The sequence below is a fragment of the Bradyrhizobium sp. ma5 genome (assembly GCF_042258955.1).
GTDB lineage: Bacteria > Pseudomonadota > Alphaproteobacteria > Rhizobiales > Xanthobacteraceae > Bradyrhizobium.
Genome location: NZ_CP170156.1, coordinates 8,680,991 through 8,703,122, shown reverse-complemented (window position 1 = coordinate 8,703,122; position 22,132 = coordinate 8,680,991). Strand labels below are relative to the sequence as shown.

Below are 22,132 nucleotides of genomic sequence, written 5' to 3'. Positions count from 1 at the left end.
GTGCATGGCGCCGCGCCACTCCGACATGACCGGGCGCGCCCAATAATTTGTAGCCGCGCTTGTCATCCGCGCGGCGCGAAAGCATGTGCAAAGGCGTGCAGAGCGTCCGCTGCGGCCGCCTTCGCATCGCGGCATGGCCGGCACAGTCAAGAATTTGGGCGCATTCGATCAAGTTGCACTGCGTTCGCGGGCGACCGCATTGCCGCGCGAGAGTGGCCGCGACCGTTCATTGCATGAAGGCTGGGCAATCCGTGCCGCTGCAACATGCTTGCCGCCTCCCTGCAATCGGTGCACGCTGCCTTCACGGCTCTGTGACTTGAAGGCTGCGGAGCGCCGGCCTGGAGGGGTGATGGTCGCGACGACCTATCGGGTTTCGGTCGATGCGATCCCGCGGCAAAACCGGCGGGAGGCTTGGCGCGAGGCGCTGGCCGGATTGCAGCTCGATTGCGAATTGCCGGAGGCGGGCCAGTTCCAGTTCGGCGAGTTGACCGCGAAGCACTCGACGAGCGGCGGGCAGCTTGCGCTGCTGCGTTCCACCGAGCAGCAGATCATCTGCAATGGTCATGCGGCATCGCCTGCACTTCCGGCGCGGGTCGCCATGATCTTCCACGCTTACGGCCGCGGCAGCATTACGTCCGGCCAACGCAGTTGCGAGTTCGCCGACAACGACATTGCGGTGTGCGACCTGCAATCGCCGTGGCGCATGACCTTGCGCGAGGATTTCGAGATCGTGCTGCTCGAACTGCCGCGCGGGCGGTTGCTCGGCCGGCTCGGCCATAATCGCCTGCGTTTGCCGGCCGTGCTCGGCGCGACGATTGCCGCCGCGTCCGCCCGTCCGGTGATGCGGACCTTGGGCGGCAATTTCGCGATCCTGGACAAGGCCGATCTCGCCACCGCCGAGGTCGCGATCACCGAGCTCGTCGCCGGTGCGCTGCTCGGCGAGACCCGGCTCGACGCCGAGACGATGACGCAAGTCCAGGCCGGCCACTTAAGGCGGGTCGATGCCGCGATCGAAGCCCAACTCGGCAATGCAAGTCTCACCATCGCCGACATCGCGCGCCAGGAAGGGCTTTCGCAACGCTATCTGCAACGGCTGTTCGAACGGCAGAGCACGACATTCTCGGCTTATGTGCGCGAGCGGCGGCTGGAGCGCTGCTGCAACGATCTGATCGATCCGAACTATGCCGATCAGCGCATCGCCGAGATCAGCTACCGCTGGGGCTTCACCGATCAGGCGCATTTCAGCCGCATGTTCAGCGCGACCTACGGCACCTCGCCGCGCGACTTCCGCAAGGCCGTGCCGCGCGATGTGGAAAGCGAGCGGACCCGCGGCCGGCCGCGGCTGGCGCGCGGCACCGCAACGCTGCTCCGGCTCGCGCCGAGCCCAGCGGCGCGCGAGGTCATCTCGCAGCAAGAGCCAGCCTTGCCGGTTGACCCGCCCATGACGACGCCGGAAGGGCGGGGCGCGTCGCATCACCATCTCAAGGTGTCCCGCGAGACCGCCCATTGGGGCTATCTCAGCCGCGCCATTCCGCCGGTCATGAGCGTGCAGTCGGGCGCGCTGGTGACGATCGAGACGCTGACCCAGCACGCCTTCGACGACTACGAGCGCATGATCAAGGGCGATCCCGGCGCGGAGAGCGTGTTTCACTGGACCGCCGAGGGCAAGTCGGTCGAACGGCGGGGCGCGGGCCCGATGGACGGTTCGATCTTCGGCCGTGGCGCCGGCGAAGGGTTCGGCGTGCATATCTGCACCGGCCCGATCCATGTCTGCGGCGCGGAGCCGGGCGATGTGCTCGAGGTGCAGATCCTCGATATCTGGCCGCGGCCCTCGGCCAATCCGGCGTTCGCCGGCAAGTCGTTCGGCAGCAATGCCGCGGCCTGGTGGGGCTTTCAGTACAACGATCTGATCGAGTCGCCGGCCAAGCGCGAGACCATCACGATCTTCGAGACGGATGCGCGCGCGGAATGGGCGCAGGCTGTCTATTCCTATCGCTGGACGCCGCAGACCGATCCGTTCGGCGTGCGCCACGAGACGATGGACTATCCGGGCGTGCCGGTCGATCACGCCACCATCGAGAAGCAGCCCGGCGTGCTGGCCGGCGTGCGGATTCCGGCGCGGCTGCATTTCGGCTTCATGGCGGTGGCGCCGCGCGAATCCGACATCATCGATTCGATTCCGCCGGGTTATTTCGGCGGCAATGTCGACAATTGGCGCGCCACCAAGGGCACCACGCTCTACCTGCCGGTCGCCGTGCCCGGCGCATTGTTCTCGATCGGCGATCCGCATTTCGCGCAAGGCGACGGCGAGGTCAACGGCACTGCCCTCGAACTATCGCTCACCGGCCAGTTTCGCTTCGTCGTGCACAAGAGCGGCAAGGAAACCAAGCCGCATGTCGAGGGGCTTGCGCATCCGCTGCTGGAAACGCCGGAGGCGTGGATCCTGCACGGCTTCAGCTACGGCAATTATCTGCGCGAGCTCGGCCGCAACGCGCAATCGGAGATCTACCAGCGCTCGTCGGTCGATCTCGCGCTGCGCAATGCGTTCCGGGCGACGCGCAAATTCCTGATGGAGTGCTATCGCCTCAGCGAGGACGAGGCATTGGCGCTGATCTCGCTCGGCGTCGATTTCGGCGTCACGCAGGTTGCCGACGGCAATTGGGGCGTGCACGCGATCGTCCGCAAGAGCATGTTCGGCGGCACCTGACGCCGGCCAAAGGTGTCGCCGTCAGCATTCTCGAAGTGATGGCGGTCCGGCCGATCGACCAGAAGACCTGCAAGAAGACCTCGACGAGACCTACTCGTCCTTCTTCGCCGGCTGCGACATGCGCTCAAGGCGTTCCTGCATGTCCTTCATCTGGCGGCGAAGGTCGTCGATGTTGCCGTCGTCGGCCGCGGGCTCGGGCACCTTCTCGGGTTCAGTGCCGCCGCGCTGCGGTACGAACGGCTTGAACATCGAGAAGGTCTGCTGGAACAGCTCCATGTTGCGGCGGACCTGTTCTTCCAGGGGCGCAAACGGCGTCCCGCTCAGGGCGCCCGCGATCTGCTTGCGGAATTTCTCCTGTTCCCGGGTCAACGTATCGATCGACTGCTCGAGATATTTCGGCACCACCATCTGCATGCTGTCGCCATAGAAGCGGATCAGCTGGCGCAGGAAGGTGGTCGGCAGCAGGTTCTGCCCGGCCTTGTTTTCCTGCTCGAAGATGATTTGCGCGAGCACGGAGCGGGTGATGTCGTCGCCGGTCTTGGCGTCATAGACGAGGAAATCCTCGCCTTCCTTCACCATCGCCGCGAGATCCTCGAGCGTCACATAGGTGCTCGTACCGGTATTATAGAGCCGCCGGTTCGCGTATTTCTTGATCGTGGTCGGTTGTTCAGATTTTGCCATGGGCTCACACTTCAACACCGAAGGACCTGGAACCCGGCAGCATCGCCGCTGGGCTAAATGCAACGCATCGCAGCAAAGGTAAGCATTTTCAAAGCGCTTCGGCTACCGTTTTGTGCTTTGCGGTTAATTCCAAAGCATAGGATTTGCTCAGGAATGTGCCAAGAGCGCCATTTTGAGTGCGTCGCGGCGTGTTTTGCGTGACAGTTCGATTGACATGTCTCGACGAGGTTTACAGGATGGCCGTCAAGAGACAGGCCCGCCAAACCGGCCGCCCGCCGTCGAGAAACCCAGCTACAACCCATAGGAGATGTCCATGTCAGACGATGTCGTCATCGTCAGCGCCGCCCGCACCCCCGTCGGCAGCTTCAACGGCGCGTTCGCCACCACACCGGCCCACGACCTCGGCGCGATCGCCATCAAGGCGGCGCTGGAGCGTGCCGGCGTCGAAGGTGGTCAGGTCTCCGAAGTCATCATGGGCCAGATCCTCACGGCGGCGCAGGGCCAGAACCCGGCTCGCCAGGCCTCGATCGCGGCCGGCATTCCGGTGGAAAGCCCGGCCTGGGGCGTCAACCAGCTCTGCGGCTCGGGCCTGCGCACGGTGGCGCTCGGCTACCAGGCGCTGCTCAACGGCGATTCCTCGATCGTGGTCGCGGGCGGCCAGGAATCGATGAGCATGGCCCCGCATGCGCAATATCTGCGCGGCGGCGTCAAGATGGGCGGCCTCGAGCTGATCGACACCATGATCAAGGACGGCCTGTGGGATGCCTTCAACGGCTACCACATGGGCAACACCGCCGAGAACGTCGCCAAGCAGTACCAGATCACCCGCTCGCAGCAGGACGAGTTCGCGGTCGGTTCGCAGAACAAGGCCGAGGCGGCGCAGAAGGCCGGCAGGTTCAAGGACGAGATCGTCCCGGTCACCATCAAGTCCCGCAAGGGCGACATCGTGGTCGACGCCGACGAATATCCGCGTCATGGCGCCACGATCGATGCGATGGCCAAGCTCCGCGCCGCCTTCGAGAAGGACGGCACCGTCACTGCCGGCAACGCCTCGGGCATCAATGACGGCGCCGCCGCCGTCGTGCTGATGACCGCCAAGGAAGCCGCCAAGCAGGGCAAGAAGGTGCTCGCCCGCATCGTCTCGTGGGGCCAGGCCGGCGTCGACCCCAAGATCATGGGCACCGGGCCGATCCCCGCCTCCCGCGCGGCGCTGAAGAGGGCCGGCTGGAACATCGCCGATCTCGACCTGATCGAGGCCAACGAGGCGTTCGCCGCGCAGGCCTGCGCCGTCAACAAGGACCTCGGCTGGGATCCGGCCAAGGTCAACGTCAACGGCGGCGCGATCGCGATCGGCCATCCGGTCGGCGCGTCGGGCGCCCGCGTCCTTGTGACGCTGCTGCACGAGATGCAGAAGCGCGATGCCAAGAAGGGCCTCGCGACGCTCTGCATCGGCGGCGGCATGGGCATCGCTATGTGCGTTGCACGCGACTGAACAAGAGGCAGCGAGGCCGGTTAGGTGATGAAAAGATCATCTGTCAACCACGGCGCGAACTGATAGAAAAGATGCCCGGCTTTGTGCCGGGCATTTTTGTTTTGAGGTGTTGTGAGTGCGAGGACCGGAGTGATCCGGTTATAAAAGACGGCCAAGGAGGAGACGGATATGGCACGTGTTGCATTGGTGACGGGCGGAACGCGGGGCATTGGAGCTGCGATCAGCAAGGCGCTGAAAGCGGCGGGCTACAAAGTGGCGGCGAGCTACGCCGGCAACGACGCCGCGGCGGAGAAGTTCAAGGCGGAGAGCGGCATCCCAGTCTACAAGTGGGACGTCGCATCGTTCGACGCCTGCGCGGCCGGCGTCAAGCAGGTCGAGGCTGATCTCGGCCCGGTCGACGTGCTCGTCAACAATGCCGGTATCACCAAGGATACCGCATTCCACAAGATGACGCTGGAGCAGTGGACTGCCGTGATCAACACCAATCTCGGCTCGCTGTTCAACATGACGCGCCCGGTGATCGAGGGCATGCGCGCCCGCAAGTTCGGCCGCGTCATCTCGATCTCCTCGGTCAACGGCCAGAAGGGCCAGTTCGGCCAGGTCAACTACTCGGCGGCAAAGGCCGGCGACATCGGCTTCACCAAGGCGCTCGCGCTGGAGAACGCCAAGGGCGGCATCACCGTCAACGTGATCTGCCCGGGCTACATCAACACCGAGATGGTGCAGGCGGTGCCGAAGGACGTGCTCGAGAAGAACGTGATTCCGCAGATTCCGGTCAACCGGCTCGGCGAACCCGAGGAGATCGCGCGGGCCGTGGTCTTCCTCGCGGCCGACGACGCCGGCTTCATCACCGGCTCGACGCTGACCATCAACGGCGGCCAGTATCACGCCTGACGCGAGAAGCGTCGTCGCGTCGCAGGCGCTCGATCAACGAAGTCGTGATGCCCGGCCTTGTGCCGGGCATTTTCGTCGTTACAACCGCGAGGCGCGAAGCCAAGACGTGGCTGGCCCGGCCGCGACGGATTGAATTCAGATGACGACCCGAACTGCCACCCTTGTCGGACTGACCGCCATCCTGATGTGGTCGCTGCTGTCGGTCATGACGGTCGCGACCGGGGCGATCCCGGCGTTCCAGCTCGCCGCGATGACGTTTGCGATCGGCGCCGCGGTTGCGTTCGCAAGCTTCCTGTTCCGCCCCGCGGCGTTCGGTGCATTGAAGCAGTCGCCGACTGCCTGGCTCGTCGGCGTCGGTGGCCTGTTCGGCTATCACGCGCTGTATTTCCTGGCCCTGCGCTTCGCGCCGCCGGCCGAAGCCGGCCTGCTCAACTATCTCTGGCCGCTGTTGATCGTGCTGTTCTCGTCGCTGTTGCCGGGCGAGCGGCTGGCGATCCATCACATCATCGGCGCGCTGCTTGGCCTTGCCGGCACCGTGTTATTGTTCGCCGGCAACACCGGCGCCTTCACAAGAGCGCAGATTCCAGGCTTCGCGGCGGCCTTCGTCGCGGCGTTCGTCTGGGCCGCCTATTCGGTGATGTCGCGCCGGCTCAAGGCGGTGCCGACAGATGCGGTGGCGGGCTTCTGCCTCGCGACAGCCATACTTGCCGCGCTGGTGCACATGCTGGTGGAGACCACGGTGTGGCCCGCGACACCGCTGCAATGGCTCGCAGTGATCGCGCTCGGCATCGGCCCGGTGGGCGCCGCGTTCTTCGCCTGGGACATCGGCATGAAGCGCGGCGACATCCGCGTGCTCGGTGCTGCGTCCTATGCCACGCCGCTGCTCTCGACCGCGTTCCTGATTGCCGCGGGTTTCGCCAAGCCCAGCGCCAACATCGCGATCGCCGCGATCCTGATCGCCGGCGGTGGGCTGATCGCGGCGAAGGATATGGTGTTGAAGCGATGACATCCCATCCGTCGTCATTCCGGGACATTGCGAAGCGATGGGCCCGGAATCCATAACCACGATCGTGAGTATGGATTCTCAGATGCGCAAATGCGCATCATAGCTCGCGCTACGCGCGCCCCGGAATGACGAATTAGGCAGGCTCCCAGCCCTGCGGCGCGAGCTCGAATTTCGCGAACTCGAAGCCCGGCGCGACGGTGCAGCCGACCAGCGTCCAGTCGCCGCGGCTTTCCGCGGCCTGCCAGGCGCCCGCCGGCACGATCGCCTGAGGCTGTTCGCCGCTGATGACGTCAGGTCCGAGCGTGATGGTATGCGGCGGGGCGCCGTCCTGCGCGATCTTCAGCGTCAACGGGGCGCCGGCGTAATAGTGCCACATCTCCACCGCGTCGATGCGGTGCCAGTGGGAGCGCTCGCCGCGCGCGAGCAGGAAATAGATTGCGGTCGAATGCGCGCGTCCACTGGCGTCGCAGCGTTGGTCGCGAAATGTTTCGCGATAGTGCCCGCCTTCGGGATGCGGCTTTAGCTCAAGCCGCGCGATGATGTCGGCAGCCGAGAGGCCGGCCATCACGACTTGTTCTTGCGCTCGCGGAGCTCGCCGAACACCAGCGCAGGATCGGCGCCCTTCATGTGCAGCTTGGCTGCGACAACAGCCTCGTCGGCGCGCAGGAACACGTTGGCCTTCTTCTCGTCGCCGAGCAGCACGGGGATCGTCGGCTTGTTCTCGGCGCGCAGCTTTGTGACTTCCTCGGCGCGCGCCTGCAGCGCCGGATTGTCAGGCTCGATGGTGAGCGCGAACTTAACATTCGATACGGTGTATTCATGGCCGCAATAGAGACGGAAATCGTCCGGCAGCGAACGCAGCTTCAGCAGCGAATCCCACATCATGGGATAGGTGCCTTCGAACACCCGGCCGCATCCGATCGAGAACAGCGTGTCGGCCGCGAACACCGCCTTCTCGCCGTCGAACACATAGGAGATGTGGTCGAGCGTATGGCCGGGAGTTTCAACCACACGGGCCAAGAGGCTGCCGACCTTGATGACGTCGGCATTGGCGGCGCGCAGATCGACATTGGCGATCTTGGCCGACTGGTCGTGCGGCGCGACGACGCGGCAGCCGTATTTCTGCTTAAGCTCGGCGACGCCGCCGACATGGTCGCCATGGTGATGGGTGATCAGGATGTCGGTCAGTGTCCAGCCTTCGCGCTCCAGCGCCTTGATGATCGGGCCGGCTTCCGGCGCGTCGATCGATGCCGTCGCCTTGGTGGCCGGATCGTGGATCAGGTACCCGAAATTGTCGGTGAGGCAGCTGAAGGTGCGAATTTCGGCGGTCATGATATCTCCACGAACAAACGGGACGGACACGTCAGAGCATGATCTTTTCGAACAACCGATGTCGCCGCTTCCGGATCATGCTCTTACCGCGCCCAATATAGGGGTGAAATATGGCGTTAACGCTCCGGCGGCAACGCAAATTTCGGCGCTCCCCGGCTGCAAGGGGCATGTTAGGCTGGGACCATGGACGTCATCGACCTCCGCGACTTCTATTCGCAGCGCCTCGGCATCGTGGCGCGGCAGCTGATCAACCGCGGCATCCGTGCGCGATGGCCGAACGCGGAAGGCCAGCGCGTGCTCGGGCTCGGCTATCCGACACCCTATCTCGGTCTGTTCCGTGATACCTCCGAGCGTTGCATCGCCTTCATGCCGGCGGCCCAGGGCGTGCTGAAATGGCCGACCGGCCGGCCGGCGCTGGCGACCCTGATCGACGAATTCTCGATGCCGCTGCCGGATGCTGCGGTCGACCGCGTGCTCTTGGTGCATGCGCTGGAGATGTCCGACGATCCGGAGCGGCTGCTGCGCGAGGTATGGCGGGTGCTGTCGCCGTCGGGGCGGCTGATCGCGATCATCCCGAACAGGCGCGGCGTCTGGACGCGCACCGATGCCACGCCGTTCGGCCACGGCCGGCCCTATTCGCGGGCGCAGATCACCCAGCTGTTGCGGCAGACCTGGTTCACGCCGGCGTCATGGGGTGAGGCGCTGTTCATGCCGCCGGTGCAGGGCAGCTGGTTCCTGCGCTCGGCGATGGCGTGGGAGCGTCTCGGCGCGGCGCTGTCGATGCCGTTCGCCGGCGTGCATATCGTGGAAGCGAGCAAGCAGGTCTATCGCGCGATCCCGGCGCGCCGCGAACGCACGCAGCTGATCCCGTCATTGCGCCCGGTGCTGGTGCCGTCCTCGACGGCGACGCGCAAATCCAGTCACGCGGAATCGTAGACGACGCTGAGCCGTGGCACGGATTAGCCACCCTCCCCCGGAGGGGTCGAGACGAGCGAAGCTCGCTCTGGGGTCGCTGAGCATGTAGCGAAGCGAATGCACAGCGGGGTGGGGTGATCTCTCCATTCGGGCGCTGCCCGTGTTGAGAGATCACCCCACCCCGTCTCACATCTCGCTTCGCTCGTTGTGAGCCGACCCTCCCCCTCCAGGGGAGGGTGGCCGCACAGTTGCGTTACTCGTTGCCCGGATTGAAGTCGTCGCTCGGCGCCGGCTGCGCCGCGATGTCCGAGCGCGGGCCGTGCGGACGGCGGCGGCGGCGCGGAAAGCGCTCGCTACGTTCGCCGCGTTCTGCGCCGCCATTGTTGGCTTCATAGGTGCCGCCGTTGACCTGCGGCTGCGCGCCGCCGGTGATGAACGAGGGCAGGCGATCGACCCCGCCGGCATCGGCCAGCACCGGCTGCGGCTGGATCTGCGGTTGCGGCTGATACTGCGGCTGCGGACGATGCTCGCGTTCGCGATGCTCACGCGGCTGCTGCTCACGCGGCTGCTGGTCACGCTCGCGGTGCTCGCGCGGTTGCTGCTGATAGGGCTGCTGGCCGTTGTCGCGCACGAAGGGCTGTTGCTGCTGTGGCACGAAGCCGGGCTCCTGGCCGAAGCTCGAATAGCCGTCGCTGTCGTCGTCGCCGTCTTCGGTCTGCGTCACCTCGGTGTCGGGGCGCGGCTGCTGCTGATTCTGCCGGAACTGCTCCTGCGCGGTCGCGATGATCCGGTAGTAGTGCTCGGCGTGCTGGTAGTAGTTTTCGGCTGCCACCGGATCGCCGGAGGAGCGTGCATCCCGCGCAAGCTGGACGTATTTCTCGGCCACGTGGGAGGCCGTGCCACGGATCTTGATGTCGGGTCCGTTCGATTCGTACACCCGTGTCAGGGGATTCTGGCCGCGCCGGTTATTATTATTATTGTTGTTGTTATTGTTGTTATTCCGGTTGCGCATCCGCTTGTTGTTCTGACCGTTTCTCATCTGTCGCCTTTTATTCCAGCCCTGAAGTTATTGCAGTCCGGTGTTGAAGCTATTGCAGTCCAGCGTTCGATTCGGCGCGCGCCAAGGCACACGGAATCGCACTGCCGTTCGAAGTGGTTTCGATGTTGCCGACCATCACGTTCAGCAAAGTCGCGTTCAGCAAAGACGCGTTCCCCAACCGCCGCCGGCCAAACGCGCCAGCGACCAAATCATTCCGCCCGTTGAGACAGGCCCAGCTCTCGTGCGTAAGTCTTCAAGCGCAATATCAGGCTTTCGTTCGCTTGGCGGTCGAGAGCGGCACAGCTTCGGCTATTGCGCTCAATGAGACCTGCGTTCCTGGAACCTTTCGATCGGCGGGCTCTGCTGAGCCCTGGTCATCACCCGTAACAGTTACGGGGCCAGCACCGATGTTGTGGCCGGAACGTAGTCGTTCCCGGGGGATATTCCAAGAGGTTTTTTTTCGTTCCAATAGGACTTTATCGGGGCACCCGGCGGGCGGAAACCGCCCTCGGGATGCCCCCGAGATCGGCTTTCGGTGGTCCCGTTGGGGATAACCCCGAAGCCGTCATCAGCGCTTCAACGTCGCCGCTCTGGCCTTGCCCAACTTCCACAACCAGAAATCCACCCGAGATCAAAAGACCCGCAGATTGCGAAATCAGCGCGCGGTAGGCGTCGAGCCCGTCGGCCCCGCCGTCGAGCGCCGCGCGCGGATCATGCGCGCGCACCTCGATGTCGAGGCCGGCGATGTCGGCCGAGGGGATGTAAGGTGGATTGGACACGATAAGGTCGAACGCGCCGGTCAGGGCGCTGCCATAGTCGCACGCGATCCATGTCGCGCGCTGGCCAAGCCCGAGCTCGGCCGCGTTTCGGCTCGCCGTCTGCAGCGCCTCCGCCGAGATGTCGGTGGCGAAGCCATGCGCCTGGGGCAGTTCCGAGAGCAGCGCCAGCAGGATCGCGCCGGAGCCGGTGCCGAGATCGGCGATCCGCAACGCGCGGGCGGCCGCACCGTCGGCCCGCAGCAGTTCGAGTGCGCGCTCTACCACGGTCTCGGTGTCGGGGCGCGGCACCAGCGTCGCGGCCGTCAGATGCAGCGGCAGTCCCCAAAACTCCTTGATGCCGAGAATGCGCGCGACCGGTTCGCCGGCGAGGCGGCGCCGCGCCAGGCCGTCGAGGCGATCCGCTTCGTGCTTCGTCACGATGCGCATGGCACCGGTCACCATGCCGGTCAGATCGAGCCCCAGCGCGGCACCGGTCAATAGCCGCGCGTCGAGCTCGGCGGCGTCGTGGCCTGCCGCCTTGAGGCGCGCGGCGAGTGTGCGCCGGATACCCTCGACGGTCTGGCTGCCATTGTCAGCTGATGCGCTCATCGCGCGTTGTTAGCCGATGGTCGATGCGACGTCGATATCGCTTGCGCCCTCGGCGGTCGGCGCGCACGGTCGAAGCCGCAAATTGTCGATCCGGAACGCGCGACCATGACGGGCTATGACGACCAGAATATCTTCGCCAGGATCCTGCGCGGCGAGGTCCCGAGCTTCAAGGTCCATGAAACCGATCGGACTTTTGCGTTCCTCGACATCATGCCACGATCGCCGGGGCACACGCTGGTGATTCCGAAAGCGCCGGCACGCGGCATCCTCGACATCGCCGAAGACGATCTCGCCGCGGTCGCGCGCTCGGCCAAGCGCATCGCGATCGCTGCGATGAAGGCGTTCTCCGCCGACGGCATCATCATCCAGCAGTTCAGCGAGCCCGCCAGCGGTCAGGTGGTGTTTCACCTGCACATGCATGTGATGCCGGTGAAGGCCGGCGTCGCGCTGCTGCCGGCGCAGACCCGCAAGGAGGAGATGGACCTGCTCGCCGATCATGCCAAACGCATGATCGCGGCGCTCGCAGACTAAGCCGCGCGCGTCTTCCGGTTACACCCCGAGATAGCGCTGCAGGACGTCGGGCTGGGCCTTGATCTCCTGCGCCGGCCCTTCATGGACGATGTGCCCGTTGTTGATGATGTAGATGCGCTGCGCCAGCGCGAGCGTCGCCGCGAGGTTCTGCTCCACCAGTACGATGGTCTGTCCGGCCTCGGCCAGGTCGCGGCACGCCTTCATCAGGTCGCGCACGATCACCGGCGCCAGTCCCTCGAACGGCTCGTCGAGCAGGATGATCTTGGGGTCGCGTACCAGAGCGCGCGCGATCGCCAGCATCTGCTGCTCGCCGCCGGACAGGTCAGTGCCGCGGTTGCCGCGCCGTTCCCGCAGCCGCGGAAACATCTCGTAGATGCGGTCGAGCGGCCAGCGCTGCGAGGCGGTCAGGCCGGCGATCACCAGGTTCTCCTCGACGCTCAGGCTGCCGAAGATGCGGCGCTCCTCATGGACCAGCTGCATGCCGGCCTGCGCGATCTTGTGACTCTTCTTGCCTGCAATCTCGGCGCCGTCGAACATCACCGAGCCGCGGCGCGGGGTGACGACGCCCATCAGGCTCTTCAGCGTCGTGCTCTTGCCGGCGCCGTTGCGGCCGAGCAGCGCCACCACCTCGTTGCGCTCGACCCGGATCGAGACGTCGAACAGGATGTGCGAGTCGCCATAATAGCTGTTCAGTCCGTTGACCTCGAGCAGGCTCATGCGGCGAGCACTCCATGCACGCCGCCAAGATAGGCTTCCTGGACGGTCGAATTGTTCTTGATCTCTTCCGGTGTCCCCTCGACCAGCACCCGGCCCTCCTGCAGCACGGTGACGCGCTCGGCGAGCTCGAACAGCGCATCCATGTCGTGATCGATGATGATCATGGTGCGGCCCTGGCTGATCGACTTCAACAGCTTCACGGTCTCGACGCGTTCGCGCGGGCTCATGCCGGCCAGCGGCTCGTCGAGCAGCAGCAGGCTCGGCGACGTCGCCAGCGCCAGCCCGATCTCCAGTCGCCGCTTCTCGCCATAGGCGAGCTCGGAGACCGGCGTGTCGGGCCGCGAGGTCAGATTGACCAGCTCGAGCGTGTGCTGCACGCGCTCGGACAATCCGGGGATGCTGTCGATGCTGCGGAAGAGGTCGAGCTTGAACTTGCCGCGCAGCCCCGACAGCGCTGCGATCACCAGGTTCTCGCGCACCGTGAGCCCGGCGAACAGCTGGTTGACCTGATAGCTCTTGGTCAGGCCGAGCTGGCAGACGTCGGTGACGTTCATGCCGGTGATGTCGCGGCCCTCGAACACGATGGTGCCCGAGGTCGGGGGCACCTCGCAGGTCAGCATCTTGAAGAAGGTCGACTTGCCGGCGCCGTTCGGGCCGATGATGCCACGCAGCTCGCCGTGATTGACCGTGAAGTCGATGTCGCTGTTCGCGAGCAGGCCGCCATAGCGCTTGGTCAGGCCTTTGGCCTGGAGGATCGGACCGGACGGGCTGCCGGCGGGGCGGGGCCGCGGAGGCGTCGGCGCAGCGGCGACCGCGGCGTGTGGCTCGCTTGAGACGGCTGCGACCTCGGGCTCGCTCTCGTCCGGCTCGCGGGCGCCGCGCTGTCCGGTCAGCAGGCCATAGAGATCGGCGAGGCCGCCGATGATGCCGCGGCGCAGGAAGCAGACCAGCAGCACGAACACGAGGCCGAGCACGAGCTTCCAGGCAGCACCAAGCCCGAGCGCGGCCTGCAGGAAGTCCTGCAACGACAGCCACACCGCGGCGCCGACCAACGGCCCGAACAACGTGCCGCGGCCGCCGATCGCGGTCTGCATCACGAGCTGGCCCGACGTGTCGAAGGTGAATGCGTCGGGCGGCATGAAGGCCTGCAACACGCCGAGCAGCCCGCCGGCAAAGCCGGCATAGGCGGCTGCGATCACGAAGGCGGTCAGCTTGTAGCCGTGGATGTTGTGGCCGACCGCGGTCGCGCGCAGCGGATTGTCCCGGATCGCGCTGAACACGGCGCCGACCGGTGAGCGCACGATGCGCAACGCGATCACGACGCCGATGAAGTAGCACAGCGCCAGGAACTGGTAGAGCGACCAGCCGGTGGTGAAGTGCAGCGTGGTGAAGCCGAGATTGAAGCTCGGGGTCGGAACACCCGGCAGTCCGTTCTCGCCGCCGGTGAAGTCCGACAGCGGATTGAACTCGACGAAGAAGAACACCTCGGCGATCGCCACCGTGATCATCGCGAAGTAGATGCCGGTGCGGCGCAGCGCGATCAGGCCGATCAGGTAGCCGGTGGCGGCGGCCGCGATCATGCCGATCACGAGCGCCAGCACGACGTAGGGGAAGCCGGCGCGGGTCAGCAGCCAGGCGGCGACGAAGCCGCCGGTGCCGTAAAAGGCCGACTGGCCGAACGACAGCAAGCCGGTGAAGCCGAACAGGATGTCGAAGCCGAGGCCGAACAGGCCCCAGACCAGGATCCGGTTCACCGTGTTGGGTGCGAAGCCGAGCCACGGCAGCACGAACGGCGCGACGATCAGGCCCGCGGCCGTCAGGAACTCGATCAAATATGGGCGCTGTTTCAGCATTGAATATCCGTCGTCATTCGCGGCCCTGCGTGCCGAGCAGGCCGTGCGGTCGGAGCACGAGCACGAGCGTCATCGCCGCGAACAGCATGACGTAGGCGTAACCGGGGTTGAACATCGAGGTGACGCTGATGATCTCGCCGGCGATCAGTCCGCCGAGGATCGCGCCGGGAAACGAGCCGACGCCGCCGATCACGACCACCACGAAAGTCTCCACCAGAATGTCGTCGCCGACACCCGGGGTCAGCGACACCACCGGCGCATTGATGATGCCGGCAAAGCCCGCGGCCATCGCGCCGATGCCGAACACGATCATGAAGACGCGGTAGACGTTGATGCCGAGCGAATCGACCATCACCGAATCCTCGATGCCGGCGCGCACGATCATCCCGAGCCGCGTGCGGTAGAGGATCAGGAACAGTCCGCCGAGCGCGACCGCGACGATGCCGACCACGGCGAGCCGGTAGGTCGGGTAGAACAGAAAGCCGAGCGAGGTGATGCCCTGCAGCAGCGCCGGCGGCGGCACCACCTGCGACTGGCTGGTGAAGATCAGCCGCACGATCTCGACGAAGCAGATGCCGAGCCCGAACGTGACCAGGAGCTGGTCCTCATGCGGGCGATGGTAGAAGTGGCGGATGATGATCCGCTCCATCGCAACCCCGAGCAGCATCACGAACAGCGATCCGGCGATGACCGCGAGAATGAACGATCCGGTGTAGGAATAGGCCACATATCCGGCATAGCCGCCGATCATGAACATGGCGCCGTGGGCGAGGTTAAGCACCCCGAGCGTGCCGTAGATGATGGTCAGCCCGGAGCTGATCAGCGCGAGCAGCGCGCCGAGCGCCAGTCCGTTGAAAAGTTGTGAGACGAAATTTGGCCAGTTGATCATGGCGTGCGTTCGGTTGGCCCGGTCAATGAAGGATGCGTTCCGACACAAAGCGGCGCCGCGGGTCAGGTCGCCCCGCCCACGGCGCCGAGTCTTCCCACGTTAATCAGGTGTAGTCGCCGAGATGGCAGCCGAACGCATCCGGCTTCTGCATCAGACCGTCGCCGGGGACGATCTCGACCACCTCGTAATAGTCCTCCTTGTTCTTCATCTCCTTTTCCATCTTGCCGCGGACGATGATGACAGGGCGGACGCATTGGTGATCCTCGGGGCGATAATGCACGTCGCCGACCAGCGAGGGGATGGTCTCGCCCTTCTCGTAGGCCTTGATGACGTCGGGCGGATAGAAGCTGCCGGCTTCCTCGACCATGCGGGCCCAGTGCGCGAAGCTGACATAGGCGTTCTCGGCGCCCCATTCGGGCTTGTAGCCGAACTTCTTCTCGAAGGTCTCGTTGAACATCTTGGCCAGCGGATACTTGTCCTCGATGGTCCACCAGTAGTCGGTCGCGGCGTAGACGCCCTGCATCAGGCCGCCGGTCTCGCGCGCGATGAACGGCACCTGGTAGGGCACCACGAGCTTCATCTTGTCGAGCACGCCGAACTGCTTGGCCTGCTGCGTCGACAGCACGGCGTCGTGACCCCAGTTGACGTTGATCAGCACGTCGGCGCCGGAGTTCGCGACATTGAGCAGGTACGACGAGTAATCCGGCGCGCCGAGCGGCGACACCTGGTTGGTGACCGTGGTCCAGCCCGCCTGGGCGAGGAAGTCCTGCATCGATTTGGTGACGGTGTGGCCGTAAGTGTAGTCGGGCGTCAGATACGCGGCCTTCTTGTCCTTGCCGAACTGCTTGATCAGCACCGGCGCGATTGCGGCTGCGGCGGTCTGGCCGAAGAAGTTCTGGCGGAAGCCGTAACGCACGCAATCCTTGCCGGTGGTGTCGTTGGATCCGGAAATGCCGCAGACGAAGATCACCTTCTCGCGTTGCGCCAGCTTGTTCAGCGCGACCGCGACCGCACTCGAGGTGCCGCCGGTGATCATCACCGCCTTGTTCTCCGAGATGAAGCGCTGCTGCGCCTGCACCGCCTCGTTCGGCTTCGCCGCGGAATCCGCCACGCCGAATTTCAGCTCCTTGCCGAGCACGCCCTTCGAGGTCTTCGGCGAGATCTTCTTGATCAGGTCGTGGCCGCTGTTGATGTGCTCGATCGCGAGCTGATAGCCCTTCAGCTCATCCTCGCCTTGCACCGCATAGGTGCCGGTGCGCGGCACCGAGATGCCGATGAAAGCCGAGGAGCCAGACGTGCCGGCGGGAAAGGTGCCGATCGCCGGATGGTCCTCGGCGAATGCCCGGGACGCGATCGAGGCCGGCAGCACGGTGCCGCCGATCAGGCCTGCGCCGGCCTGCAGCAGGGTGCGACGGGAGACGTTCAACGTGCTGCCCGGGCGAAAATCCTTGGTGCTCATCGCTCGATATCCTCCGATTATATTGATTGTTGGCGCGCATGTTCACTCGTCGCCGGATCGGATCGATCGGCGGCTGGATGCGCCGGCTGCGATGCAGCAGCCTGTCGCAGCTACAATTCCCCACCGGGATATTTAGTCAATGTCACCTTTCGTCGAATCATATCGGTCCGCGATAGAATTAATGTCGGTCTACGATATATCGAGGGTTTACCGCCCGGGTGCGGGTCCTGTAAGTGAGGGGGCGATGATCCAGGAGCCTTCAAATCGCGCCGGAAATACCGCAGAGCACGCCGGGACCGAGGACGGCGGCGCCGAGCCATCGAGCGGCCTGAGCATCCGCGCGATGAACGTGCTGAAGGAGCTGTCGGTCGAGCTGACCGACGAACTGCCGCCGAAGCTCGGCTGGACGCCATCCGACGACCTGCTGCGCCTGCTCACTGCGCGCCATCTGGCGACCGCGCGAAACTGCGGGCGGCAGACCATGCGCGAGATCATCGATTGGGCGGCGTCGCGCGGGATCTTGATCCCGGCGCCGCACCATACCGGCAAATCGCTGTCCGAGGTCTGGGGCAGTCTGGTCGAGCGTGCCTCGGCCGGCGATCTCACCAAGAGCGAGATCACCGAGGCGCTGGAGAAGTCGATCCGCCGCCGCAGCCCGCGGATTCCGGTCGCCTTCCAGATCGTCCTCTTGAAGATATTGAGCTCGAGCTACGATCACTGGCCGCAACCGTAATCTCGCGCCGCGCCGCGCGATCGTCAAACCGTTGAAAACATGCGTGCAAAGCCCGCCGGTAGGATGGTCCGTCCGGCGTGGGCTTGGTAGCGTCGCCCGGCTCCTGCCATCAGGCGGAGCGAGCCAGCAACGGGACGACGGAATGCCTCAAGCCAAGCAGCGATCAACGGCAGCCGGGGCCACCAAGCGCAAGGCGGCGGGCGCGACGGTCGATTACGCGGCGCTGGCGCGGTTCCGCTACCAGCTGCGCAGCTTTCTCGCGTTCAGCGAGGAGGCGGCGCAGCAGGCCGGGTTGACCCCGCAGCAGCACCAGGCGCTGCTCGCCATCAAGGGATTTTCCGGAACCGAGCCGACCACCGTCGGCGATCTCGCACGCTATCTGCTGATCCGCCACCACACCGCGGTCGAGCTGGTCAACCGGATGACGAAACTCGGGCTACTGACCCGAGCGGTCGATGCCGCCGACGGCCGGCGCGTGCTGGTGACCTTGACCGCGCAGGGCGAGCGCAAGCTGCAGGCGCTGTCGAAGATTCACCTGGAGGAACTGACCACGGCCGGCCCGGCGCTCGGCAAGATCCTGCGCCATTTCAGACAGTCGCAGAAGAAGTAGCGCATGATCCGGAAAAGTGCGCAGCGGTTCTCCGAAGAGATCATGCGCCAGCGATAGATCGCGTTGTTATGCCGCCGCGCCCTGTGCCGCGAGCTGCGCGGCCTGGTGCTCGGTGGTCAGCGCATCGATCAATTCGCCGAGCGCCTCGCCTGCGATCACCTGCGGCAGCTTGTAGAGGGTCAGGTTGATGCGGTGGTCGGTGACGCGTCCTTGCGGAAAATTATAGGTGCGGATCCGTTCCGAGCGGTCGCCGGAGCCGACCTTCTCCTTGCGGTCGGCGGAGCGTGCGGCGTCGACGCGCTGGCGCTCGGCGTCATAGATGCGCGAGCGCAGGATGTTCATCGCCGACGCCCGGTTTTTGTGCTGCGAGCGGCTGTCCTGCATCATCACCACGATGCCGGTCGGCAGATGAGTGATGCGGATTGCGGATTCGGTCTTGTTGACGTGCTGGCCGCCGGCGCCGCCGGCGCGCATGGTCTCGATCCGCAAATCCGTATCCTTGATGTCGACGTCGACGTCCTCGACCTCGGGCAGCACGGCGACGGTGGCGGCCGAGGTGTGGATGCGGCCCTGCGTCTCGGTGTCGGGCACGCGCTGCACGCGGTGCACGCCGGACTCGAATTTCAGCTTGGCGAACGCGCCGCGGCCCTGCACCTCGGCGATGATTTCCTTGAAGCCGCCGACGGTGCCTTCGCTCGCCGAGATCACCTCGACCTTCCAGCCCTGCAAGGCCGCGAAGCGCTCATACATCCGGAACAGGTCGCCGGCGAACAGCGAGGCTTCGTCGCCGCCGGTGCCGGCGCGGATTTCCAGCACCACGTTGCGGTCGTCCATCGCGTCCTTCGGCAACAGCGCGACGCGGATCTTCTGCTCGAGATCGCCGATGCGCGCCTGCAGCGTTTCCATCTCGGCTTCCGCCATGCTGCGCATCTCGGGATCGGTCCCGGCATCGGCCAGCAACGCCTCGGTGTCGGTGAGCTCCGACCGTGCAGAGCGATAGAGCTTCACGGCATCGATCAGCGGATTGAGCTCGGCGAGCTCGCGCGTGATCGCGACGTAGCGCTCGGAGTTGACCTGGCCGAGCAGCTCGGCCTCGAGCGAGGCGTGATGGGCGAGCAGGACGTCGAGTTTGGCTTCGGGTAGCATGGCGGAGTCTCGAATTGCTGAAAGCGCGAAGGGTGGCTAAGGCGACGGCAGCGTCGCTACAAGGCCAGCCCCTCGGTTTCCGCAAACTTCGTCAGCGCCCCGCGGATCGAGACGCTGCCGACCGGCGCGTCGAGCAGCGGATTGATCATCGCCTCGGCCTTCTTGGCGTCGAGGTCGAGGATCAGCGCCTTGACCGGGCCGTGCGCCGTCGCCGACAACGAAAGCGAACGGTAGCCGAGCGCGATCAGCGCCAGCGCGCCGATCGGCTTCGACGCCATCTCGCCGCACAGCGAGGCGGCTTTCTTCGCGGTCTTGGCCTTGCGCACGATGTCGCGCAGCGCGCGCAGGATCGGCGCCGACAGGGTGTCGAAACGTTCCGAGACCTTGGCATTGCCGCGGTCGACCGCGAACAGGAACTGGAACAGGTCGTTGGAGCCGACCGAGACGAAGTCGACCTTCTTCAACAGCTCGTCGAGCTGGTAGAGCAGGGCCGGTACCTCGACCATGGTGCCGATATCGATCCGCTCGGGCAGCGAATGGCCGTGCTGGCGCAGATAGGTCAGCTCGCGCTCGACGATCGCCTTGGCCTGGTCGAACTCGGTGATGTCGGAGATCATCGGGAACATGATCTTCAGGGCACGGCCGCCGCCGGCGCGCAGCAGCGCGCGGATCTGGCCGCGCAGCAGGCCGGGGCGGTCGAGGCCGAGCCGGATCGCGCGCCAGCCGAGCGCGGGATTTTCCTCGACCACGGTCTCCATGTAGGGCAGCGCCTTGTCGCCGCCGATATCGAGCGTGCGGAAGGTGACGGGCTTGGCGCCCGCGGCATCGAGGACGGTGCGGTACAGCGCGAGCTGGTCGCTCGAACGCGGCAGGCTCGGGCTCACCATGAACTGCAATTCGGTGCGGAACAGGCCGATGCCGGCGCTGCCGGTGTCCTCGATATGCGGCAGGTCGATGGTCAGGCCGGCATTGATCAGGAGCTCGATCGGCTGGCCGTCCTTGGTCACGCAAGGCTTGTCGCGCAGCGCCGAATATTGCGCCTGCCGCCGCGCCCGGAACCGGACGCGCTCGGCGTAGGCGGATTCGATCTCGGCGGAGGGGCGGACATAGATCTCGCCGGAAATGCCGTCAACGATGATGGCATCGCCCGGATCGGCGATGCCGGGCGCGTTCGGCACCTCGCCGACCGCGGGAATGCCGAGCGCGCGCGCCACGATCGAGACGTGGGAATTCGCGGTGCCTTCCTCCAGCACCAGACCGCGCAGCCGCTTGCGGTCATAGTCGAGCAGCGCCGCGGGGCCCATCGCGCGGGCGATCAGGATGGCGTTGTCGGGCAACTGCTCGCGCGTCGGCGCATGGTCCTGGCCGACCAGTTGCCGCATCAGGCGATGGCCGAGATCCTCGAGATCGTGCAGCCGGTCGCGCAGATAAGGATCGGTCGAACGCAGCATGCGCGCGCGGGTGTCGGACTGCACGCGTTCGACCGCGGCTTCCGCGGTCAGGCCGGTGGCGACCGCCTCATGCAGCTTGTGCGACCAGCCCTGGTCGTTGGCGAACATGCGGTAGGCTTCCAGCACCTCGCGATGCTCGCCGCCTTCGGCGACGTCGCCGCGCTCCAGCATGCGGTCGAGATCGGCGCGCAGATTGGCCAGCGCAGTGTCGAGCCGCTTGATCTCCTTCGGCAGGTCCTCGGCGATGTAGTTGGTGATGACGACGCGCGGCTCGTGCAGCACGACATGGCCGAGCGCGATGCCGTCGGAGAGCACCGCGCCGGTCTTGTGCAGCGAGTGCCGCGCGGCGGGCTCGGCGCCGGGCTGCGCCAGTGCGGCCAACTCGCCGGAGGCGATCATCTCCGCCAGCACCATGGCGGTGGTCTGCAGCGCCTCGACCTCTTCCTCGACATAGGTGCGCTTGGCGCGGTTCTGCACCACGAGCACGCCGAGCGTGTTGCCGGCGCGCAGGATCGGCACGCCGAGGAACGAGTGGTAGATCTCTTCGCCGGTTTCCGGGCGGTAGGCGAAGGCCGGATGGCTTTGCGCGTCGGAGAGATTGAGCGGCGTCGCCTCGCTGGCGACAAGGCCGACCAGGCCCTCATGCGCGCTCAGCACGGTGCGGTGCACGGCGTCGCGGTTCAGACCTTCGGTGGCGTAGAGCTCGAGGGTGTTGTCGATGCGCAGCACGTAGCAGGAGCAGACCTCGGCCACCATGTTGGCCGCGATCAGCACCACGATCTTGTCGAGGCGTTCCTGGGCGGAGACTTGCTCCGCCATGGTTTCGCGGAGCCGTCTCAACAGGACGCGGGGGCCTCCCGACGCGCTCCGCATGTGCTTCAGTCCCTCCCCACGAGGCCGGCGCAACGGGCCGGCCGGCCATTGGCGCAAAACTCGTCAAAAACAACAATTTTAGTCATTCGGCGTCGCCGCTCGCGCCAGTTCCCGCCGATTCGGGATCGCACAAACTGTGCCACAGTTTGCGACAGCCCACCTGACTGGCCGTATAGCCAATCGAGGCTCGCTTTGCCAAGCAAAACGCCTGCCAGTAGCAAATAACGTCTGCGTCAGCCCTATGCTGCGCCAGCTAAGAGAAATTCTAACTCCGGGATGTGGGTACCGGAGGACGGCTTGTTCCCTGAGAGGGGCGGGAAGCCTATCCCCTCGTCATTCCGGGGCTCGCGAAGCGAGAGCCCGGAATCCATCGGGCCCCAACCCCCACGGTGAAATGGATTCCGGGCTCGCGCCAAGTGGCGCGCCCCGGAATGACG

The 22,132-nt window shown here is 65.5% G+C and carries 19 protein-coding genes; 8 read left to right on the top strand and 11 right to left on the bottom strand.

Features of this window, described 5'->3' with window-relative positions:
- The first annotated feature begins 349 nt into the window (after positions 1–349).
- On the top strand, positions 350–2,707 hold the full coding sequence (locus tag ACE103_RS41110; protein ID WP_375777596.1) for an acetamidase/formamidase family protein: 2,358 nt from the start codon (positions 350–352) through the stop codon (positions 2,705–2,707).
- Positions 2,708–2,797: 90 nt separating this feature from the next.
- Here the strand turns inward: ACE103_RS41110 and phaR are convergent, their stop codons facing one another.
- A complete protein-coding gene (gene phaR / locus ACE103_RS41105; RefSeq protein ID WP_375777595.1) occupies positions 2,798–3,388 on the bottom strand; it encodes a polyhydroxyalkanoate synthesis repressor PhaR in 591 nt (196 codons plus the stop codon).
- Positions 3,389–3,701: 313 nt separating this feature from the next.
- Between phaR and ACE103_RS41100 the strand changes: the two genes are divergently transcribed.
- The 3 genes from ACE103_RS41100 (at position 3,702) to ACE103_RS41090 (ending at position 6,780) form a co-directional block, all read left to right on the top strand.
- Positions 3,702–4,880 (top strand): acetyl-CoA C-acetyltransferase, encoded by a 1,179-nt coding sequence (locus tag ACE103_RS41100; RefSeq protein WP_223972027.1) that lies wholly within the window; start codon positions 3,702–3,704, stop codon positions 4,878–4,880.
- Positions 4,881–5,048: 168 nt separating this feature from the next.
- Positions 5,049–5,774, top strand: coding sequence for an acetoacetyl-CoA reductase (gene phbB, locus ACE103_RS41095; protein ID WP_375777594.1), 726 nt, complete (start codon positions 5,049–5,051; stop codon positions 5,772–5,774).
- A 139-nt stretch (positions 5,775–5,913) separates the two neighbouring features.
- Positions 5,914–6,780 carry a DMT family transporter gene (locus ACE103_RS41090; protein ID WP_375777593.1) on the top strand — a complete coding sequence of 289 codons (867 nt, stop codon included), beginning with the start codon at positions 5,914–5,916 and terminating at the stop codon, positions 6,778–6,780.
- Between the two features lie 133 nt (positions 6,781–6,913).
- Here the strand turns inward: ACE103_RS41090 and ACE103_RS41085 are convergent, their stop codons facing one another.
- Together ACE103_RS41085 and gloB are read right to left on the bottom strand one after the other, a co-directional pair.
- Entirely contained in the window at positions 6,914–7,345 is a 432-nt protein-coding gene (locus ACE103_RS41085; RefSeq protein ID WP_375777592.1) for a cupin domain-containing protein, read from the bottom strand.
- Positions 7,345–8,112 carry a hydroxyacylglutathione hydrolase gene (gene gloB, locus ACE103_RS41080; protein WP_375777591.1) on the bottom strand — a complete coding sequence of 256 codons (768 nt, stop codon included), beginning with the start codon at positions 8,110–8,112 and terminating at the stop codon, positions 7,345–7,347. Before gloB ends, ACE103_RS41085 begins: the two co-directional genes overlap by 1 nt.
- A 183-nt stretch (positions 8,113–8,295) precedes the next feature.
- On the opposite strand from gloB, the gene ACE103_RS41075 reads away from it, so the two are divergent.
- Complete coding sequence (locus tag ACE103_RS41075) at positions 8,296–9,048, top strand: class I SAM-dependent methyltransferase (RefSeq protein ID WP_375777590.1); 753 nt, start codon at positions 8,296–8,298, stop codon at positions 9,046–9,048.
- A 232-nt stretch (positions 9,049–9,280) separates the two neighbouring features.
- On the opposite strand, the gene ACE103_RS41070 is transcribed toward ACE103_RS41075, so the two are convergent.
- On the bottom strand, positions 9,281–10,066 hold the full coding sequence (locus ACE103_RS41070; RefSeq protein WP_375777589.1) for a DUF4167 domain-containing protein: 786 nt from the start codon (positions 10,064–10,066) through the stop codon (positions 9,281–9,283).
- A 476-nt stretch (positions 10,067–10,542) separates the two neighbouring features.
- Entirely contained in the window at positions 10,543–11,433 is an 891-nt protein-coding gene (gene prmC / locus ACE103_RS41065; RefSeq protein WP_375777588.1) for a peptide chain release factor N(5)-glutamine methyltransferase, read from the bottom strand.
- Between the two features lie 105 nt (positions 11,434–11,538).
- Here prmC and ACE103_RS41060 point away from each other — a divergent pair, with 105 nt between their 5' ends.
- Positions 11,539–11,964, top strand: coding sequence for an HIT family protein (locus tag ACE103_RS41060; protein WP_375777587.1), 426 nt, complete (start codon positions 11,539–11,541; stop codon positions 11,962–11,964).
- A gap of 18 nt (positions 11,965–11,982) precedes the next feature.
- Here ACE103_RS41060 and ACE103_RS41055 read toward each other — a convergent pair whose 3' ends face one another.
- From ACE103_RS41055 to ACE103_RS41040, 4 genes are all read right to left on the bottom strand, one after another.
- Complete coding sequence (locus ACE103_RS41055) at positions 11,983–12,681, bottom strand: ABC transporter ATP-binding protein (RefSeq protein WP_097671118.1); 699 nt, start codon at positions 12,679–12,681, stop codon at positions 11,983–11,985.
- Complete coding sequence (locus ACE103_RS41050; RefSeq protein ID WP_375777586.1) at positions 12,678–14,534, bottom strand: ATP-binding cassette domain-containing protein; 1,857 nt, start codon at positions 14,532–14,534, stop codon at positions 12,678–12,680. The genes ACE103_RS41055 and ACE103_RS41050 overlap by 4 nt, the downstream gene beginning before the upstream one ends.
- A gap of 13 nt (positions 14,535–14,547) precedes the next feature.
- Positions 14,548–15,423 (bottom strand): branched-chain amino acid ABC transporter permease, encoded by an 876-nt coding sequence (locus ACE103_RS41045; RefSeq protein ID WP_375777585.1) that lies wholly within the window; start codon positions 15,421–15,423, stop codon positions 14,548–14,550.
- A gap of 103 nt (positions 15,424–15,526) precedes the next feature.
- Positions 15,527–16,882, bottom strand: a complete 1,356-nt coding sequence (locus tag ACE103_RS41040; protein ID WP_375777584.1) for a substrate-binding protein — start codon at positions 16,880–16,882, stop codon at positions 15,527–15,529.
- 244 nt (positions 16,883–17,126) lie between these two features.
- Between ACE103_RS41040 and ACE103_RS41035 the strand changes: the two genes are divergently transcribed.
- Together ACE103_RS41035 and ACE103_RS41030 are read left to right on the top strand one after the other, a co-directional pair.
- Positions 17,127–17,615, top strand: a complete 489-nt coding sequence (locus ACE103_RS41035; RefSeq protein WP_375777583.1) for a hypothetical protein — start codon at positions 17,127–17,129, stop codon at positions 17,613–17,615.
- A gap of 142 nt (positions 17,616–17,757) precedes the next feature.
- On the top strand, positions 17,758–18,225 hold the full coding sequence (locus ACE103_RS41030; protein ID WP_375777582.1) for a MarR family winged helix-turn-helix transcriptional regulator: 468 nt from the start codon (positions 17,758–17,760) through the stop codon (positions 18,223–18,225).
- Positions 18,226–18,291: 66 nt separating this feature from the next.
- On the opposite strand, the gene prfA is transcribed toward ACE103_RS41030, so the two are convergent.
- The gene (gene prfA, locus ACE103_RS41025; protein WP_223972058.1) at positions 18,292–19,371 is read right to left on the bottom strand and encodes a peptide chain release factor 1; all 1,080 of its coding nucleotides are present in this window, start codon (positions 19,369–19,371) and stop codon (positions 18,292–18,294) included.
- A gap of 56 nt (positions 19,372–19,427) precedes the next feature.
- Positions 19,428–21,695 (bottom strand): phosphoenolpyruvate--protein phosphotransferase, encoded by a 2,268-nt coding sequence (gene ptsP / locus ACE103_RS41020; RefSeq protein WP_375777581.1) that lies wholly within the window; start codon positions 21,693–21,695, stop codon positions 19,428–19,430.
- Positions 21,696–22,132 lie beyond the last annotated feature (437 nt).